This window comes from Streptomyces sp. NBC_01294 (assembly GCF_035917235.1).
In the GTDB taxonomy this organism is placed as follows: Bacteria; Actinomycetota; Actinomycetes; order Streptomycetales; family Streptomycetaceae; genus Streptomyces; species Streptomyces caledonius.
The window spans coordinates 7,772,539-7,790,565 of the sequence record NZ_CP108423.1; the positions used below are offsets into that span (position 1 = coordinate 7,772,539).

Here is an 18,027-nt window from a genome sequence, read left to right on the forward strand (position 1 = left end):
CATCCCCGTCCCCTCCCCGTTCCACCCCCCGTCCCATCCCCGCATCCGCGTCCAGGCTCTGCCCACACGCCAGGAGGAACCCGCCATGACCAGACAGCGCCCACGCATCGTGGACCTCAGCGAGACGCCGCCGAACCGCCGGCGCGGCGGTGACCTGAGGGCGGTGCTCACCCCGACCTCCGTGGGTTCCACCAGCGGCTTCATGGGCCTGGCTCTCATGGCCCCCGGGGAGTCGATCGCCGAGCACTACCACCCGTACTCCGAGGAGTTCGTGTACGTGGTCAGCGGCCGGCTGGAGGTCGACCTCGACGGCGAGACCCACCCGCTGCGCACCGACCAGGGGCTGTTGGTCCCCCTCAACGTGCGCCACCGGTTCCGCAACGTCGGGGACACCGAGGCCCGCATGGTCTTCCACCTCGGCCCGCTCGCCCCGCGCCCCGAACTCGGGCACGTCGACACCGAGCAGGCCCCGCACCCGGAGGGCACCGCCTGGGAGCAGCCGCCGGACCGTACGGGGGTGGGCTCGTGAACCGCCGGCGGGTGGCCGTCACCGGAGTCGGAGTCGTCGCACCCGGCGGTATCGGCGTCCGCGACTTCTGGGACCTGCTGTCCAACGGCCGGACGGCGACACGGGCCATCAGCCTTTTCGACCCGACGGGATTCCGCTCCCGGATAGCCGCGGAGGTCGACTTCGACCCCGCCGCGCACGGCCTCGGCGAGGGCGAAGCGGCCCGGGCGGACCGGTACATCCAGTTCGCCCTGGTCGCCGCCCGTGAGGCCATCCGCGACGCGGGCCTCGACCTCACCACGGACGAGGCCTGGCGGACCGGCGTGTCCCTCGGCACGGCCGTCGGCGGAACCACCCGGCTGGAGCACGACTACGTCGCCGTGAGCCAGTCCGGCGCCTGGTGGGACGTGGACGAGAAGCGCGCCGGGCCCCACCTGCACCGGGCGTTCACGCCCGCCACCCTCGCCTCCGCCGTCGCGGAGGAGACGGGTGCACGCGGCCCGGTCCAGACGGTCTCCACCGGCTGCACCTCCGGACTCGACGCCATCGGGTACGCCGTCCACTCCATCGCGGAGGGCCGGATGGACGTGTGCATCGCGGGCGCGTCCGACTCACCCATATCGCCGATCACCGTGGCCTGCTTCGACGCCATCAAGGCCACCTCGCCGAACAACGACGACCCGGCCCACGCCTCCCGGCCGTTCGACGCCGACCGGGACGGGTTCGTCCTCGGCGAAGGCGGCGCCGTCCTCGTTCTCGAAGAGCTGGAACACGCCCGCGCCCGCGGTGCGACCGTCTACTGCGAGATCGGCGGCTACGCCACCTTCGGCAACGCCCACCACATGACCGGGCTGACCGCCGAGGGCCTGGAGATGGCCCGGGCCATCGAAACCGCCCTCGCCCAGGCCGGGATCCGCGCCGACGAGATCGACTACGTCAACGCGCACGGTTCCGGTACCAAGCAGAACGACCGCCACGAGACGGCGGCGGTCAAGCGGGTCCTGGGCGACCACGCGTACAAGACGCCGATGACCTCCATCAAATCCATGGTGGGTCACTCCCTCGGCGCCATCGGAGCGATCGAACTCGCGGCCTGCGTACTCGCCATGACCCACCAGGTGGTACCGCCGACCGCGAACTACGAGACGCCCGACCCCGAGTGCGACCTGGACTACGTGCCCCGCGTCGCCCGAGGCCGGAAACTGCGCAGCGTGCTCTCCGTGGGCAGCGGCTTCGGCGGCTTCCAGTCCGCCGTCGTCATGACCCGGCCGAAGGAGGAGGTCTCGTGACCAGCCGTACGGTCATCACGGGCATCGGGGTCATCGCGCCCAACGGCGTGGGCGCCGACGCCTTCTGGAAGGCGACCCAGTCCGGCGCCAGCGTGCTGGACCGCGTCACCAGGGCCGGGTGCGAGCACCTGCCGCTGCGCGTCGCGGGCGAGGTCCGGGGCTTCGATCCGGCCGCCATGGTCGAGGACCGCTTCCTCGTCCAGACCGACCGCTTCACCCACCACGCCCTGGCCGCGGCCGACCTGGCCCTGGTGGACGCCCGGCTCGGCCGGGCCGACTACGAGGGCGATCCCTTCTCCGTGGGCGTCGTCACCGCCGCCGGCTCCGGCGGCGGCGAGTTCGGCCAGCGCGAACTGCAGCACCTCTGGGAGCAGGGACCGCGGTTCGTGGGCCCGTACCAGTCGATCGCCTGGTTCTACGCGGCGAGCACCGGCCAGATCTCCATCCGGCGCGGGCTCAAGGGCCCCTGCGGTGTCGTGTGCAGCGACGAGGCGGGCGGACTGGACGCCTTCGCGCACGCCGCCCGGGCGATCCGCCAGGGCAGCCGGGCCATGCTGGTCGGGGCCACGGAGGCACCCCTCGCGCCGTACTCCATCGTCTGCCAGCTGGAGTACGAGGGACTGAGCACCCTGGACGACCCGGAGCGCGCCTACCGGCCGTTCACCGCGAAGGCCTGCGGGTTCGTCCCCGCCGAGGGCGGCGCGATGTTCGTCGTCGAGGACGAGGAGGAGGTCCGCCGCCGCGGGGCCACCGTCCGCGCGGTCCTGGCCGGCCACGCCGCGACCTTCACCGGCACCCGGCGACGGGAGGAGTCCGGCGAGGGGCTGGCCCACGCCATCCGCGGCGCCCTCCGGGAAGCCGGATGCGCCCCCGAGGAGGTCGACGTGGTCTTCGCCGACGCCCTCGGGACCCCGGAGGCCGACGCGGCGGAGGCGGCCGCCATCGCCGACGCCCTTGGCGGACACGGACGGAAGGTACCGGTCACGGCGCCCAAGTCCGGTACCGGCAGGGCCTACTGCGCGGCGCCCGCCCTCGACACGGCGGCCGCGGTCCTGGCCCTGGAGCACGGCGTTATCCCGCCGACCCCGAACGTCTACGACGTGTGCCACGACCTCGACGTGGTGACCGGCAGCGCCCGCCCCGCGGAGCTGCGCACCGCGCTCGTCCTCAGCCGCGGCCGGATGGGATCGAACTCCGCGCTCGTCCTCCGCAAAGGCTCCCCGGCGACCACGTAGTCGGAGTGGTCCGGCGGGACCCGTGCAGTCCCCTCACAGGAAGAGAGACCCCGCATGTCCGACCGACTGACCCTGGAGGAGCTGGCGGTGCTGATGAAGACCGCCGGCATCACCGTCGACCCCGCCGACATGGCGCGACGACCGGACTCGGCGTTCGACGAGTACGGCCTCGATTCGCTGGGCCTGCTCGGCATCGTCGGCGAACTGGAGAACCGGCGCGGGCGGGCACTGCCCACCGAAGCCGACCGCTGCAAGACCCCCGGGGAATTCCTCGACCTCGTCAACAACAGCCTGATGACCGGAGCCTGAGATGCCAGGACACACCGAGAACGAGATCACCGTCAACGCGCCCGTGGACGTCGTGTGGGAGATGACCAACGACCTCCCGAGCTGGCCGCAGCTGTTCAGCGAGTACGCGTCGCTGGAGATCCTCGAACAGGAGGGCGACACCACCCGGTTCCGCCTGACGATGCACCCCGACGAGAACGGCAAGGTGTGGAGCTGGGTCTCGGAGCGCACCGTCGACCGCAAGACCCTCTCGGTCCGGGCCCGGCGGGTGGAGACCGGCCCGTTCGCGCACATGGACATCCACTGGCAGTACTTCAAGGTGCCCGGCGGCACCCGGATGAAGTGGACCCAAGACTTCGCGATGAAGCCCGACGCACCCGTCGACGACGTGTGGATGACCGACAACATCAACCGCAACTCCCCGATCCAGATGGCGCTCATCCGGGACAAGATCGAGCAGCGCGAGCGCGAGAACCGCACTCCCGCCGTCAGCCGTCTCTGAAGCGAAAGGCAACCACCCGGATGAACCAGATGCACCGCGCCCTCATCGTCGCCCGCATGGCGCCGGGATCGGCGCCCGACATCGCCGAGCTCTTCGCGAGCTCGGACGCGGGCGAACTGCCGCACCTGGTAGGGGTCTCGCGCCGCAGCCTGTTCCAGTTCGGCGACGTCTACATGCACCTGATCGAGGCGGACCGGCCGCCCGGCCCGGCCATCGCGAAGGTCACCGGCCACCCGGAGTTCCGGGACCTCAGCGACCGGCTCACCGCCTACGTCAGCCCGCACAACCCGGAGACCTGGCGCAGCCCGAAGGACGCCATGGCCCACGAGTTCTACCGCTGGGAGAACCCCGGCGCGAAGTGACCCGCGGCCCGGACGGGACCCGCACACCGGAGTGTGCGGGTCCCGCCGCGCGTGCCGAGGACCCCGCAGCAGGTGCCCGAGAGCGCAGAGAACCGAGAACAGAGCGCAGAGAGCAGGAGACCGGCATGAACCCGACAGACAACGACCGCTTCCCGGCGGATCCGGCCCGTCCGCACGACGACGAGCACGCCCAGACCTCCCTGCGCGTGCTCGTCCTGTCCGGCTCCTCCCGCACCGGCTCGGTCAACGCCCGGCTCGCGGCACTGGTCGCCGCCCAGGTGGGCCGGGCCGGCGCCGTCGCGGAAGCCGCCACGCTCGGTGACTTCCCGATGTCGTCGTACGACGGGGACGCGGAGGCCGACGAGGGGCTGCCGAAGGCCGCCCTGGACCTCTGCCGGCGGATCGAGGACGCGCAGGCGCTGATCATCTCCTCGCCCGAGTACAACGCCTCCGTCCCGGGCGCGCTGAAGAACGCCATCGACTGGGTCTCCCGCTACAGCCCGCAGCCCTTCAAGGACAAGCAGACGCTGCTGGTGTCCGCCTCGCCCTCGATGGTCGGCGGCAACCGCGGCCTCTGGGCCCTGCGCGTACCGCTGGAACACCTCGGCGCCCGCGTCTACCCCGACATGTTCAGCCTCGCCAACGCCCACCACGCGTTCACCGAGGAGAGCGCACTCGCCGACCGGGAACTCGACGAACGGCTCAACGCGACGATCGGCTCCTTCCTCGACCTCGTCGAGGCCGACACCCGCTACCTGTGCCTGCAGCGCCGCTGGTACGAGTTCCTGGGCGACCGCACCGACGCCCCGGTGACCTCCCGCGCCCAGGACTGATCATCATCGGCCACAGGGCGTGAGCTATGTTGGAGCGCGAGTGACGTGAGAAGGAGGCCCTCCGGTGTCATCGGGGCAGCGGGCACGCGCGCAGGCGGCTGCGATCACGCCGAGCGGCCAGCCGAGCGGTCAGTCGTCCGAAGAGGTCCGCCCTCCGGCCGACCGGCTCCTCGCGCTCTTCGACGGCCGCCGCCTGTCACCGGGCCAGCGCCGCATCGCCCAGTACCTGATCGACCACCTCACCGAGGCCGCGTTCCTCTCGATCACCGAGCTCGCCGAACGGGTGGGCGTGAGCCAGCCCTCCGTCACCCGGTTCGCCGCCTCCCTCGGATTCAGCGGCTACCCCGCCCTGCGCGACGTGCTCCAGCCGATCGCGCTGAGCGCGGTCGCCGGCGCCACGGACACCCGCGAGCAGATCCGCCGCAATGAGCTCCAGGCGGCCGTCGACGCGGAGATCGAGAACCTGGAGAACGTGCGCCGGCTGCTCGCCGACACCAACCAGGTGCTGGACATCGGCCGCGAACTGGCCGCCTCGGTGCCGCTGACCATCCTCGGCCTGCGGATCTCGGTCTCCCTGGCGGAGTACTTCGCCTACGCCGCCCGGCGCATCCACCCCGACGTTCGGCTGGTGACGCGCGGCGGCAGCGTCGCCTTCGACGCGCTGCTCCAGTCCAGGGCGGCCGGCGGCACCTGGGTCCTGGCCTTCGCCATGCCGCGGCACGCCAAGGAGACCCTGGCCGCCATCCGGGCCGCCCGGAGCACGGGGCTGCGTGTGGTCCTGATCACGGATACCACCCTGGGGCCGCTGGTGGACGAGGCGGACGTGGCCCTGACGGCGGGGACGGGGTCCCGCCTGGTGTTCGACTCGTACGCGGCGCCCGGGATGCTGTCCGCGGCCCTGCTGCAGGCGATGGCCGACGCGGACCCCGAGCGGACGCAGGCGCGCCTGGAGGACTACGAGCACGTGGCCGATCAGCACGGCTTCTTCCTCTAGGGCATTCCAGTCGACTCCACCAGGGGATATTCAGCCGTCGAGGTGCATGAAATTTTTCATACTCTTGCTTACTCGACGGTATATATGTTTACTGACGACGGCGCTCCTGATCCACCAGATGCCAAGGAGGACGTCCCCACGTCCTTCCGAACGTACGCGCGGCACGACGAACCTCCTCACGTCGCGACCGCGTGTCGAGTCCAGGCTTTCGGATCCTGCAGAGCGCCCATGGCGGCCTCGGTCAACCCCTGGGCCGAGGCCGCCCCCAGAACGTCTCGATCAGAGCTTCGACACCACTCGGAAGTGACGAGAATGCCCCAGACGGCCACGTTTACGCTCAGCCCGGACTGGCCCATGCAGGTCAAGGCGCCCGGGACGCACGACTGGGAACGCACGGCCACGCGCTGGCTGCGGGACCTCCTCCCGGCCCGCTACGGCGGCTACCTCACCCTGACCCGCCACCACGCGCTCCTGGCCCGGCACGTCCAGCTCCAGCTGCAGCACGAGATGCGCGCCGTGCGGACGGCCCTGCAGACCAGCCGCGCGGAACTGCCGACGATGGGCATAGCCGAATCGGTCATCGAGAACTCGATCAAGATGTACGCGGTGGAGCTGGAGCAGCTCAGCCGCCTCGCCCGCGGCGCGCGGCTCGTCTCCGACGCGCTCCTCGTGGGCACCCCGGCCCAGCGCCGGCGCTGAGGGCGCGGACGGGCCTGGGCGGCGGGTCCGTACGACGGCCCGTACGACGGGCCCGGACCGGTCCGGCTCGGTCGGGTCCTAGGCGGGTTGCCAGGAGCGGAGCCGGGCGGCCACGCCGAAGACGTTCACGCGCAGCATGCGGATGTCGGTGATGAGGTCGCGCCACTGCTCGTACGAGGCCTCCACCGCCTTGCCGGAGGCCTCGATGTACGCGACGGCCACCCCGTAGGCGAAGTACTCGTTCGAGTCGGGGAGCGGCCGCAGCAGGACGATCGCGTCGAGCAGGGCGGCCGCACGCCAGTAGGCGTCGGGGTCGTCCACTTCCAGGCTGGGCGTGTTCACCCGGTGCCGGGCGACGGCGGCGACCAGGGCGGAGTGGTCGGCCACCTCCACGTCCTTGAACAGCGCCTCCTGCCGCTCCAACAGCCAGCGGTGATCGATGTGCAGTTCCACGCGTCCGAGTATCCCCGCCCGAGGCCCGGCCGCGGGGCGTTTCGCCCCGGGTGGGGATCCGCGCGGAACGTACGCCTCGGGCGGCACGGGGGGCCAGGGGCGGTTCGGCCCGTCCCGGAACCAAGCCGCAAGAGGGCAGGGCGAGTTGGATCCGGGGCCGCGAGAAGGACCCCCGGGCGGCGCCGGCGGCCGCGAGATCTGACCGGCGCAGGGGTGTTCCGCCGGGGACGCTTTGCCTCCTACGGTCTGTGCACCACAGTTCCGGACCAGGAGGCAGCGTGAAGCGCGAGATCGACATCGACCAGCTGGTGACGGCGATGAAGGCGGTCGACGAGGCGGGGCGGCTCTTCGAGGAGGCGCACGCCGTGTACGAGGCGCGCGGCCTCAAGCGCAACAGCGACGACTTCAAGGTGGCGGGCGGCTCCGTCCAGACCCTGCAGGGTGCCGAGGAGATGGCCCTCGGCACCCGGAAGTTCCTCACCGAACTCGCGCTGATCGCCGGGTACGCGGCCGCCGGACTCGAGGACCGCGTGAGCGGGAGATCGACGACCGCGCGGGCCGGATTCACCGGCCTCGCCGGAGGCGGGGCCCGGATGGCCCGCCCGCTGCTCGACCCGACCCTGCGGGGACTGCGGCTCCTGCTGGCCGTCGACTTCTTCGAGCCCGCCTTCAGGGCGGAGATCGAGGAGGTCGTGCGGGCCGAGAAGGCGACCTACCCGGACCCCTCGATGTTCCGCATCCCGGCCGCGTCGGACGGCGCCGCCACCGTCGGCCGTACGCCCTGAGCCCCCGGGGTGCCGGGCCGGGCCGGCGGAGCGAGGCTGGGGGTATGCATCATGCGCCCGTCGTCGTGCACCGGATCTTCCCGTCGGGAGGCCGGCAGGTGACCCTGCGGACCCCGAGCGGAGAAGAGTCCCTCGGCCTCGCCCGCTCGGACGAGGACGTCATCGAGTTCCTGCGGCGCGCCGGCATGCCGGACCCCGACGACGTGGTCCTCAGCGGCATCGAGCTGGTGGAGTGGGAAGGGGACACCCCCCACGTGTACGAGGCGGACCCGCCGACCGACGACCTCCCCTGACGGCCGCCGTCCCCGCGCGACGCCCGCGGGGCCGGCGTCCGGACCCTCGGCGGCGGTGGCCCGATCGCTCGGCTTACGCCGCCCGCTGCTTACGCCGCCCTCGGCTCACGCCGTGCCCCGGTGGAGGGCTTCCAGGACGGCCAGATCGTCCGCGGAGAGGCGCAGCGCTCCGGCGGCCACGTTCGCGTCCAGGTGGCCGGGGTTGCCGGTACCGGGGATGGCCAGCACGTGCGGCCCCCGGTGGAGCGTCCACGCCAGCCGTACCTGCGCCGGGCTCGCCCCGTGCGCCCGCGCGACGGCACGCACCTCCTCGCTCTCGGCGCCGCTCGCGCCCGCCTGCCCTCCGGCGGCGGCGATGGAGTAGAACGGCACGAACGCGATCCCCTGCTCGCCGCAGGTGTGCAGCAACGCGTCCTGCTCGGGCCGCACGCCGATCCCGTACATGTTCTGCACGCAGACCACCGGCGCGATGGCCCGGGCCTCGGCGAGGTGCTCGGGGGTGACGTTGGAGATCCCCAGGTGGCGGATGAGGCCGGTATCGCGGAGCCGGGCCAGCTCTCCGAAGCGCTCCGCGAGGGAATCGGTTCCGACGACGCGCAGGTTCACCACGTCGAGGTGGTCACGGCCGAGCTGGCGCAGGTTCTCCTCGACCTGGGCGCGCAGCTGCCCGGGGGAGGCGTGGGGAAGCCACGTCCCGGACGGGCCGCGGCCGGGCCCGACCTTGGTGGTGATCACGAGGTCCTCCGGATAGGGCGCCAGCGCCCGGTTGATCAGCTCGTTGGCGGAGCGCAGCGGCGAGAAGTAGAACGCGGCGGTGTCGATGTGGTTCACGCCCAGCTCGACCGCGCGGCGCAGCACGCCGATCGCCCGGCCGCGGTCGCTCGCCACGGCGTCGTCCGCGAAGGCCTCGCCCTGCTGCGTCAGGCGCATCGCGCCGAAGCCGATGCGGTTGATCTCCACGTCGCCGAGTGTCCACGTGCCGGATGCCGCAGCGGTGATGGTCTGTGAGGTCATGCCCGGATGATCGCCACCGGGTACGCTGCCAGGCCATTGATTCAGGCATGTGCGAATCCACGGGGTGGCTGTGCTGGCGGAGTTGTCCTTCTCGGTGAGTGATCTGGCGCAGATGCGGTTCGCCGTGTCGCCGATGTGGGAGGTCGGGCCCAGCTTCCGGCTGCTGCGCTCCGGGTCCACACCCCTCGTGCACCGGCCCTGGGCAGCGCAGGTACGGCCGCGGCTGGCGGCCGCCGGCCTGGACCGGGGCTGGCTGGCCGAGCTGATCCCGCCCTCGGGGTACGTGCCGGACTTCCTCAACCCGGCGCCGACCGGGCCGGCTCCGGACCTGGCCGAGGAGCTCGCCGGGATCCGGGCCTCTCCCGCCGACCGGGTACGCCGGGAGCTCGACCGCCTCGGGCAGGAGCAGGGAGGCCTCGGCCCGCGGGCGCGGACCCTGTACGCCGAACCGCGGGCCCGCCTGGGCCGGGTCACGGAAGAGATCGAGACCTACTGGGAGCTGGCGCTCGCGCCCTACTGGGCACGGATCCGGGCGGTACTCGAAGCCGACGTCTTCCACCGGTCCCGACGGGTCGCCGAGCACGGCGCGGGCCGTCTCTTCAACGCTCTGCACCCCTCGGTGAGCCGGGACGACAACGCGCTCCGGCTGGACCGCCGCCACCGGCCCCTGTCCCGGACGACGGCGGGCGCAGGGCTGCTGCTGATCCCCTCGGCCTTCACGGGGCCGGTCCCGTTCACCCGGGTGACGCCGCCCGAGCCGCCCCAACTCGCCTACCCGGCGCGCGGCACGGGCTCGCTGCGGGAACCCCGGCCCGTCACCCGGACCGAGGCCCTGGCCGCCGTACTCGGCCGCTCCCGGACCCTGCTGCTGACCGAACTGGAGACACCGGCCTCGACCACCGAACTGGCCCGCCGTACGGGGCTCTCGGCCGCCGGGGTGTCCCAGTGCCTCACCGCACTGCGCGACGCGGGTCTGGTCAGCGCCCACCGGGCCGGCCGCTCCGTGCTCTACGCCCGCACCGGCGTGGCCGAGTCCCTCCTCGCCGCCCGCCCGTGAGGGCACCGCCGCCGCCCGGGGCGCAAGGCCCGGGGGAGACCGAAAGGCTGCACGGGCCCCTCGTACACTTGCCTCTTTGATCCAACTCATCTTCATCGGGGGAAGAATGACGGTACGTGACATCCGCACCGCGGCGGGCATCATCGGCCGGCGCAACGCGCTGCGCTACCTGGCCATCGGCGTCGGCGCGTCCTTGCTCGCGGCCTGCACGGGCAAGGACCGGCAGGCGGCCACGGGGGCCACTTCCGGCGCCCCCGCTCCCTCCGGGGCCTCGGCTTCCCCGACCTCGGGCGCTTCCCCGACCTCGGCGGCGCCCGCGCAGCCCTCCGCCACCGCGGCCACCCCCACCAAGCGGGGCGTACTGGACCGCTCCTTCGAGGCGTTCGTCAAGGGCGCCTGGACCATCGAGTCGACCGTGCCGGGCGGCGACGTGGCCCGGGGCAAGGCCACGGTCGACCTCCACTCCTGGACCATCGAATGGGGCGGCAAGGCGGGCACCTGGCAGGGCGGCTACCGGCTGCACGGGAGCGGGGTCCTGGCGATCGAGGCCCACGAAGGCCCGGCGGCACTGACCCGCGAGCGGGGCACCCAGGCCCACGCGGTCCCGCTGACGGTGGGCGACCGCGTCGAACTCACGCTCCCCTGGCAGCCGCCGGGCCACAGGAACGCGGGCGACGGCCAGCGCCTCTCGGTCACCTACGCCGACAACAAGCTGACCGTCCGCCACATCGAAGCCTCGGGCAGCACCACCACCCACGTCTGCACCCGGGCCTAGGTCTGTCCGGCTGACGAGCGAAGCGCGGATCGCCTGAGCAGCTGTTGCTCTCCCCGTTCGCTGAGAACGCCGAGCCGCACGATGTCGATTGGACGGCTGAGAAACGGTCCAGCTGCTACGGAAGAGGAAGTCCGACTCAAGCACCGTGTGAAGAAGCCGCGACCCTCAGCGTCATGGCATGCCCTCCAGCAGGCCGACCGTGGCCCGGGCCGACGGCGGCTTCTAGGATCTCCGGCATGGCAACAAGACTCGTACAGATCAACATGAAGGCCCAGGACGACTCCGCGCTCGGCCGGTTCTGGGCGGAGGCACTCGGGTGGGGTGTCGACAGCGAGGGACCCGGCGTGACAAACCTCGAACCCGTGGGCTTCGCCTACCCCGACCCCGTGGCCGTCTGCATCGACATCATCGCCCGCCCGGAACCCAAAACGGTGAAGAACCGGGTACACCTTGATCTGGCCACCACCTCGACCGCCCATCAGGCGGAGTTGGTCGCGCGCCTGCAGGGTCTGGGCGCGACGCTCGCCGACGTGGGTCAGGGCAACGTCCCCTGGACGGTCATGGCCGATCCGGAGGGCAACGAGTTCTGCGTCCTGGAACCCCGTCCGATCCATCAGGACACCGGGCCGATCGCCGCGGTGGTGGTCGACTGCGCCGACCCACGAGCGATGGCCCGGTTCTGGGGCGAGGCGATGGACTGGACGCTCCATGAGGTCACCGACGACCACGCGACCATGCGTTCCGCCAAAGGCGTCGGCCCCTACCTGGAGTTCCTCCGCACCCCCGACACCAAGAGCGTGTGGAACCGCGTCCACCTCGACATCTGCCCCTACCCCGGTGACGACCTGGAAGCAGAAGAGGCCCGACTGCGCGCCCTGGGCGCCACCGACCCCGGTATTGACCAGTCTGCAATCTCCTGGACGGTTCTGGCCGACCCGGAGAGCAACGAGTTCTGTCTCCTCACCCCTCGCTGACCTTGAGCAACGGCTCCGGCCGGTTGCGGGCCAACGGCGCAGACCCGCCACGAGCGGGCCGCAGCCACCGGCGGTGCCCGTAGGGCCCCGGCGCCTACGGCGACGCTACGCGCCGGCCTTCGGCGACCTCCGGACGGTCCGGCACCGGCGGACGGGCGGCCTACGAACAGATCACGTGCGCGGGCAGCGCGGCGGCCTGGGCCGCGGCGAGCTCGCGCACCGTGGCCATGTCGCTGAAGGGGAGCAGTTCCTCCCCGACGATCTGGTAGGGCTCACTGCCCTTCCCGGCGATCAGGACGACGTCCTCGGGGCCCGCGGCCGACAGGGCGAACTCGATCGCCCGGCGGCGGTCGGCGCACCGTTCGAAGGGGGTGCCGGTCTTCGCGATGCCGGGGGCGACCTCGTCCAGGATGGCCTCGGGATCCTCGTTGCGGGGGTTGTCCGACGTGAGGACGCAGAGGTCGGAGTGGGTTCCGGCGATCGTCCCCATGTCGGCCCGCTTGGTGGTGTCGCGGTCGCCGCCGCAGCCGAAGACGGTGACGACCCGGCCGCGCGCGAAGCCGCGGATGGTGGTCAGGACCTTCTCCAGGGAATCCGGCGAGTGGGCGTAGTCCACGATCACGGAGGTGCCGAGCGGGGTCCGGAAGCGCTCGAACCGGCCCGGTACGGGAGGCATCAGGTCGAGCGCGGCGACCAGGGCGCCCAGGTCGTGGCCCAGGACGTGACAGGCCGCGACGGTGGCCAGCGCGTTGGCCACCGAGAACCTGCCCGGGACGGGGATCGACGCCGGATATGTGCGCCCGCCGTGATGGAGGGTGAACCGTGTCCCCGAGGCACTCACGGCGAGGTCGGTGGCCCGGTAGTCCGCCGGGGCGTCGAGTGCGTACGTGGTCACCGCCCCGGGCATCATCGCCTGGATGCCGGCGCCCACGGGGTCGTCGGCGTTGACCACCGCGTGCCGGCACAGGCCCTGGAACAGCCGGAGTTTGGCGTCCCGGTAGTTCGCCATCGTGCCGTGGTCGTCCAGGTGGTCCTGCGTCAGGTTCGTGAAGACGCCGACGTCGATGAAGGTACGGTCGACCCGGTGCGTCAGCAGGCCCATCGAGGTGGCCTCCAGCACCACGCTGCCGGCGCCGTGGTCGCGCATGTACCCCAGCAGGTACTGCAGGTCCGGCGACTCCGGCGTGGTCAGCACCGAGCGCGGCATCGGGATCTGCTCGTCGCCGATCCGGCTGCCGGCGGTGCCGATGACCCCCACCTTCGCGCCCTCGGAGATCCGCAGGGCGGACTCGACCATGTACGACACCGAGGTCTTGCCGTTGGTGCCGGTGATCGCCACCATGTCCATCTGCCGCCCGGGCTCGCCGAAATAGCGCGAGGTCACGATCGCGGCGGCGGTCCGGGTGTCGGGGACCCGTACGGCGCACGCGCCTGGCGGCCACACCGACGCCGGGAGAGCCGGTTCGCTGCCGTCGACGAGCACCGCGGCCGCTCCGCGCGCGAGTGCGGGAGACACGGAATCCGGTCCCCCCTCCCGGTGTCCTGGTACGGCGATGAACAGCGAGCCGGGCATCACCCGGTCGGCGTCGAACGTGGTTCCCGCGGTGATCGACGTCGTCTCCGGGTTCCCATGGAGTACGTGGTGCTCCTGGCCGGCCAGCAACTCGCTCAACTTCACAATGATCCCTTCGAGGTGGCTCGGCCCGGGCGTGCGGCCGTAGCCAGGCGGCAGCGCCGGCGGCATGCCGGGAAGCTGCGGTGGTGCCGTGGAGCGGGGCGGGGCGGGCCTTCGTCCGGTGAGAACGGAACGAGGCGGATCAGCCCGGCGGGAGAGGCCTGACGGTCGCGTGGGGCAGCGGCCCGCCCGGGAGGTGGGAAGCGCTAGCCGTGGCCGTGCAGGGCGATGCGGCGGGTCTCGGGCGCCTCGACGTCAGCCGCGAGGGCGGGGTGGACGACGGCCGGGCGCACGACGGAGGCGGCCTGCTGCAGGCACTGCCTCGTGGAACCCGGATGACCCATGGCCCGAGTGTACGGCCGATCGGCCTACGCGAAGCCCTGGCCGCAGACGATCGGGGCACCCCCTAGGGTGAGGCCGTGGTGACGAACGGGAGTGCGAGCATGAGTGGCGACCGGGTGCTGTACGGGTGCATGGGGCTGGGCGGGAGCTGGGACCCCGGTCCGTACGCGCCCGGCGACATCGACGAGGCCGAGGCGGCGGTCCATGCCGCCCTCGACAGCGGGATCACCACCTTCGACCACGCCGACATCTACCGGCACGGCAAGGCCGAGGCCGTGTTCGGCGAGGTGCTCGCGCGGACGCCGGGGCTGCGCGAACGCATCACGCTCCAGACCAAGTGCGGGATCCGGCTGGGCGACACGGACCGCCCGGGGATCTACGACCTGCGCGGCGAGAGCATCACGCGGCGGGTGGAGGAGAGCCTGACCCGGCTGCGGACCGATGTGATCGACGTCCTCCTGCTGCACCGCCCCGATCCGCTGGCGGACGTGGACGCGACCGCCGCCGCGCTGACCTCCCTGCACCGGCAGGGCCTCGTACGAAGCTTCGGCGTCTCCAACATGGGCGCCGCGCAGATCGCCCACCTCCAGGCCCGTCTCGACGTGCCGCTGGTGGCGAACCAGCTGGAGATGAGCCTGCACAGCCGCGACTGGGTCGAGGCCGGGGTGGTGCTCAACACCCCCGGATCCGCGGCCAACGGGTTCCCGTTCGGGACCCTGGAGCACTGCCGCGACCACGGCATCCGCCTCCAGGCCTGGGGGGCACTGGCGCAGGGCCGGTTCACCGGCCTCCAGCAGACACCGGCCGAACGGGCCACCGCGCAGCTGCTGGACGAGCTGGCCCGGCGCAAGGGCACGACGCCCGAGTCGGTCCTGCTGTGGTGGCTGATCCGGCACCCCGCCGCCATCGCGCCCGTCATCGGGACCGCCCGCCCCGACCGGATCCGCGCCTGCCGCGACGCGGCGCTGCGCGAGCCCGACCTCACGCACGAGGAGTGGTACGAGCTCTGGATCACGGCCCGCGGCGTCCCGCTCCCCTGATCGCGGCCGGGGAAGCCGCGCGGGTACCGCCTCCCGCGCGCGTGCGCAACCCGACGGCGCCACGATGGAGGGAGAACCCGTACCCCGCAGGCCTGGGGAGATGGCGCCATGAGCACGCACAAGGTGGGACCCGACATCACCGTCCTCGCGGATTGCCTGGAGGTACCGGGCATCGGCTTCCTCCCGGTCAACGCGTTCGTGCTGCACGCCGAGCAGCCGGTGGTCGTCGACACCGGCCTCGGACTGCCCGACCGGGACTTCCTCGACACGCTCGGTTCGGTGGTCGACCCCGCCGACGTGCGGTGGATCTGGCTGACGCACCCGGACCGCGATCACACGGGCGGCCTCTTCGCCCTCCTCGACGCCGCTCCCGAGGCGCGCCTGATCACCACGTTCCTGGGCGCCGGGATCATGTCCACCGAGCGGCCGCTGCCCATGGACCGGGTCTACCTCCTCAATCCGGGCCAGAGCCTGGACGTGGGCGACCGTACGCTGCACGCCTTCCGGCCGCCGCTGTTCGACAATCCGGCGACCGTCGGCTTCTACGACGACCATGCGCGGGCCTGTTTCAGCTCCGACTGCTTCGGCGGGCCCATGCCCAGCGCGGACACCGCCACGTGCACCGACGTCGGGGCGGTGCCGGCCGAGGACCTGAGAGCCGCCCAGCGGCTGTGGGCGAGCGTGGACAGTCCGTGGGTGCAACTGGTGGATCCGGACAGGTTCCTGACCACCGTGGACCCGCTGCGGTCGATGGACCCGCAGACCATCCTGTGCACGCACCTGCCGCCGGCGGTGGGCCTGACCACGCAGTTCATCGACACCATCGCCGCGGTCCCCGGCATCGATCCGTACACGGGGCCGGACCAGGCCGCACTGGAACAGATGCTCGCAGGCTTCGAACCTGGATGACCTGAATAGCCTTGGAATCGTAGGGGTAGGGGCGGTTGCACCCCGCTGAACATCTGTTACTGTGCCCGCGCTTGGTGTTCATCCGTCATTCCGTCCCCCCTCGCACGTCGCGCGTCGCGCGTCCGAGGGTGCTGCGAGGTGTCTCGTACGTGCACAAGCCGGTGTTTCCTCGCGAGTAACCCCCGCACCATCCGCACCATCCGCGGCGCGCGGGCGCCGTCAGTTTGCCGGCCCTGCGCAATCCCAACGGCGTCGCCCCGCTCTCCGGGCTGACGGCGCAGGCGGCCGGCCACCCCCGGTCCGCCGCCGCTCTCCGGGCCGCCGCAAGGGTCCCCGCCGGTGCGGCCGCCCTCCGCGGACCCCTTCCGATCCCGCGCCGACGCCCTTCCTGCACGGCCACGGCCTCCCATATCCATCCGTACTTGTGGGTACTGCGGCCGAATGGCGCCGGATTTGATAGTTCTGGACTGGTCCGGTGTGAGAAAGCTGCGGGAAGGACCCGGCATGTTCGATCTACTACGCCCGGAGACCGTTGTGTGTCCCTTCTGCAAGGCCACGGCCGCCGACGGTGTCGTGCGGACCCTGCGGACCGGAGCGGTCTCCCTGTCGGTGACCTGGCACGCCCTCAACTGCCCGCACTACGCGGCCGACCGGATCCTCGCCGAGAACGAGAACTGAGACACCAGCCGGGCCGGGGCCTCAGGAGGGCGCGCCGCTCGGTTCCTCCCGGGCGGCCCGGCGGCGCCGGGCGTCCTCGTCGGTGTGCGCGTCGTAGGAGATCAGCTTCGGCAGCAGCGCGGCCAGCACCGCCACCGATGCCACACAGGCCAGACCGCCGCTCCAGAAGGCCGGACGGGTACCGGTCCAGCCGGCCATGGTTCCCGCCCGGACCTGACCGAGCTGCGGGCCGACGCTGTACGAGAGCACCTCGATCCCCGCGAGCCGGCCCCGCAGCTCCTCGGGGATCGTCTGGTTCCAGATCGTGGCGCGGCCGAGCCCGCTCAGCATGTCGCCCGCGCCCGCCACCGCGAGGCACAGCAGCACGAGCCAGATGCCGGGCAACACGCCGGCCGCCGCGATCGCCACACCCCACACCGCGGCCCCGATGACCACCAGCAGCCCGTGCCGGCGGACCCGGGAGGTCCAGCCGCTGGTCATCCCCAGTACCAGGGAGCCCACCGCACCCGCCGCGTACATCAGCCCCAGCGCCCACACCGCGTCGAGCTCGTCCGCGAGGAAGGGGAAGATCGTGTTCGGGAAGGCGAAGAACATCGCCGCCAGGTCCACGGCGTACGTCCCCAGCAGCACGGGCCGGCTCCACGCGTACCGCGCGCCCTCGGCGATCCCGCGCAGCGACGGACGCTCGGCGTCCTTCGCGGGCGGAGCCGGGCTGAGCCGTAGGCACAGGAGCACGGAGACGAGGAAGCCCACGACCGTGACGCCGTAGGCCGAGGCGTGACCGGCGTACGCGACGACCAGGCCGGCCAGCGCCGGACCGGCGATCGCGCCGGCCTGGTAGCGCAGCCCGTTGAGCGCGGCGGCGGCGGTGAGCTGGTCGTGCGGCACGATCCGCGCCATCAGCGAGTCCAGGGCCGGCCGCTGGAGCCCGGCCAGCGCCGACACGCCGGCCGCGACCACGTACAGCGGCCACAGCAGCGGATCCGGCAGCAGGGCGTTCACCAGGAGCACCAGGGCCAGCACCCCGAGCCCCGCCTCGGTCAGCAGGATCATCCGCCGCCGGTCGACCGCGTCGGCGAGGGCGCCCCCGTACAGCCCGAAGACCACCAGCGGGACCAGCTCCACCGCGCCCATCGCGCCGACCGCCAGCGGCGAGTCCGTCAGGTGCTTGATCTGCAGCGGCAGCGCGATCATCGCCATGAACGAGCCGAAGTACGTGACCGTCCCCTGGTAGAACAGCAGCCGGAAGTCGCGGCTCGACCGCCACGGGGCGAGGTCGGGCAGTACGGCGGTCAGTCGGGAGGTGCTCACGAGAGGCCATC

General features: G+C 72.2%; 22 protein-coding genes. 17 read left to right on the forward strand and 5 right to left on the reverse strand.

The genetic code is table 11. From position 1 onward, the window contains the following. Positions 1–85 precede the first annotated feature (85 nt). The 9 genes from OG534_RS35165 to OG534_RS35205 all read left to right on the forward strand — a co-directional run bounded on the left by OG534_RS35165 (position 86) and on the right by OG534_RS35205 (position 6,710). Positions 86–529, forward strand: a complete 444-nt coding sequence (locus OG534_RS35165) for a cupin domain-containing protein (RefSeq protein ID WP_326586374.1) — start codon at positions 86–88, stop codon at positions 527–529. Next, positions 526–1,797, forward strand: coding sequence for a beta-ketoacyl-[acyl-carrier-protein] synthase family protein (locus tag OG534_RS35170; RefSeq protein WP_326586373.1), 1,272 nt, complete (start codon positions 526–528; stop codon positions 1,795–1,797). The genes OG534_RS35165 and OG534_RS35170 overlap by 4 nt, the downstream gene beginning before the upstream one ends. Next, positions 1,794–3,032 carry a beta-ketoacyl synthase N-terminal-like domain-containing protein gene (locus OG534_RS35175; RefSeq protein ID WP_326586372.1) on the forward strand — a complete coding sequence of 413 codons (1,239 nt, stop codon included), beginning with the start codon at positions 1,794–1,796 and terminating at the stop codon, positions 3,030–3,032. Before OG534_RS35170 ends, OG534_RS35175 begins: the two co-directional genes overlap by 4 nt. A 54-nt stretch (positions 3,033–3,086) precedes the next feature. Next, positions 3,087–3,341 carry an acyl carrier protein gene (locus tag OG534_RS35180; RefSeq protein ID WP_326586371.1) on the forward strand — a complete coding sequence of 85 codons (255 nt, stop codon included), beginning with the start codon at positions 3,087–3,089 and terminating at the stop codon, positions 3,339–3,341. Between the two features lies 1 nt (position 3,342). Then, positions 3,343–3,822: an SRPBCC family protein gene (locus OG534_RS35185; protein WP_326586370.1), complete on the forward strand. Its 480-nt coding sequence runs from the start codon at positions 3,343–3,345 to the stop codon at positions 3,820–3,822. A gap of 29 nt (positions 3,823–3,851) precedes the next feature. Next, positions 3,852–4,184 (forward strand): TcmI family type II polyketide cyclase, encoded by a 333-nt coding sequence (locus OG534_RS35190; RefSeq protein ID WP_326593423.1) that lies wholly within the window; start codon positions 3,852–3,854, stop codon positions 4,182–4,184. Positions 4,185–4,309: 125 nt separating this feature from the next. Then, positions 4,310–5,017 (forward strand): NADPH-dependent FMN reductase, encoded by a 708-nt coding sequence (locus OG534_RS35195; protein WP_326586369.1) that lies wholly within the window; start codon positions 4,310–4,312, stop codon positions 5,015–5,017. Positions 5,018–5,081: 64 nt separating this feature from the next. Further along, on the forward strand, positions 5,082–6,011 hold the full coding sequence (locus OG534_RS35200; protein WP_326586368.1) for a MurR/RpiR family transcriptional regulator: 930 nt from the start codon (positions 5,082–5,084) through the stop codon (positions 6,009–6,011). Positions 6,012–6,323: 312 nt separating this feature from the next. After that, entirely contained in the window at positions 6,324–6,710 is a 387-nt protein-coding gene (locus tag OG534_RS35205; RefSeq protein ID WP_326593422.1) for a hypothetical protein, read from the forward strand. A 78-nt stretch (positions 6,711–6,788) separates the two neighbouring features. Here OG534_RS35205 and OG534_RS35210 read toward each other — a convergent pair whose 3' ends face one another. Beyond that, positions 6,789–7,163 (reverse strand): toxin Doc, encoded by a 375-nt coding sequence (locus OG534_RS35210; RefSeq protein WP_326586367.1) that lies wholly within the window; start codon positions 7,161–7,163, stop codon positions 6,789–6,791. A 278-nt stretch (positions 7,164–7,441) separates the two neighbouring features. Here OG534_RS35210 and OG534_RS35215 point away from each other — a divergent pair, with 278 nt between their 5' ends. Both OG534_RS35215 and OG534_RS35220 read left to right on the forward strand, forming a co-directional pair. Next, the gene (locus tag OG534_RS35215) at positions 7,442–7,948 is read left to right on the forward strand and encodes a hypothetical protein (RefSeq protein ID WP_326586366.1); all 507 of its coding nucleotides are present in this window, start codon (positions 7,442–7,444) and stop codon (positions 7,946–7,948) included. Between the two features lie 44 nt (positions 7,949–7,992). Continuing rightward, complete coding sequence (locus OG534_RS35220) at positions 7,993–8,241, forward strand: hypothetical protein (protein ID WP_326586365.1); 249 nt, start codon at positions 7,993–7,995, stop codon at positions 8,239–8,241. 105 nt (positions 8,242–8,346) lie between these two features. Here OG534_RS35220 and OG534_RS35225 read toward each other — a convergent pair whose 3' ends face one another. Continuing rightward, entirely contained in the window at positions 8,347–9,255 is a 909-nt protein-coding gene (locus OG534_RS35225) for an oxidoreductase (RefSeq protein WP_326586364.1), read from the reverse strand. 112 nt (positions 9,256–9,367) lie between these two features. Here OG534_RS35225 and OG534_RS35230 point away from each other — a divergent pair, with 112 nt between their 5' ends. The 3 genes from OG534_RS35230 (at position 9,368) to OG534_RS35240 (ending at position 12,061) form a co-directional block, all read left to right on the forward strand. Beyond that, positions 9,368–10,312 (forward strand): DUF5937 family protein, encoded by a 945-nt coding sequence (locus OG534_RS35230; protein ID WP_442807206.1) that lies wholly within the window; start codon positions 9,368–9,370, stop codon positions 10,310–10,312. A 106-nt stretch (positions 10,313–10,418) separates the two neighbouring features. After that, complete coding sequence (locus OG534_RS35235; protein WP_326586363.1) at positions 10,419–11,087, forward strand: hypothetical protein; 669 nt, start codon at positions 10,419–10,421, stop codon at positions 11,085–11,087. A 236-nt stretch (positions 11,088–11,323) separates the two neighbouring features. Beyond that, positions 11,324–12,061 (forward strand): VOC family protein, encoded by a 738-nt coding sequence (locus OG534_RS35240; protein ID WP_326586362.1) that lies wholly within the window; start codon positions 11,324–11,326, stop codon positions 12,059–12,061. Positions 12,062–12,221: 160 nt separating this feature from the next. Here OG534_RS35240 and OG534_RS35245 read toward each other — a convergent pair whose 3' ends face one another. Then, positions 12,222–13,739, reverse strand: coding sequence for a UDP-N-acetylmuramoyl-L-alanyl-D-glutamate--2,6-diaminopimelate ligase (locus tag OG534_RS35245; protein WP_326586361.1), 1,518 nt, complete (start codon positions 13,737–13,739; stop codon positions 12,222–12,224). 203 nt (positions 13,740–13,942) lie between these two features. Beyond that, on the reverse strand, positions 13,943–14,080 hold the full coding sequence (locus OG534_RS35250; protein WP_326586360.1) for a hypothetical protein: 138 nt from the start codon (positions 14,078–14,080) through the stop codon (positions 13,943–13,945). Positions 14,081–14,179: 99 nt separating this feature from the next. Between OG534_RS35250 and OG534_RS35255 the strand changes: the two genes are divergently transcribed. The 3 genes from OG534_RS35255 to OG534_RS35265 all read left to right on the forward strand — a co-directional run bounded on the left by OG534_RS35255 (position 14,180) and on the right by OG534_RS35265 (position 16,705). Then, complete coding sequence (locus tag OG534_RS35255) at positions 14,180–15,118, forward strand: aldo/keto reductase (RefSeq protein ID WP_326586359.1); 939 nt, start codon at positions 14,180–14,182, stop codon at positions 15,116–15,118. Positions 15,119–15,226: 108 nt separating this feature from the next. Then, entirely contained in the window at positions 15,227–16,027 is an 801-nt protein-coding gene (locus OG534_RS35260) for an MBL fold metallo-hydrolase (RefSeq protein WP_326586358.1), read from the forward strand. Between the two features lie 504 nt (positions 16,028–16,531). Then, on the forward strand, positions 16,532–16,705 hold the full coding sequence (locus OG534_RS35265) for a hypothetical protein (RefSeq protein WP_326586357.1): 174 nt from the start codon (positions 16,532–16,534) through the stop codon (positions 16,703–16,705). Between the two features lie 21 nt (positions 16,706–16,726). Here OG534_RS35265 and OG534_RS35270 read toward each other — a convergent pair whose 3' ends face one another. Next, the gene (locus OG534_RS35270) at positions 16,727–18,016 is read right to left on the reverse strand and encodes an MFS transporter (protein WP_326586356.1); all 1,290 of its coding nucleotides are present in this window, start codon (positions 18,014–18,016) and stop codon (positions 16,727–16,729) included. Positions 18,017–18,027: the final 11 nt, after the last annotated feature.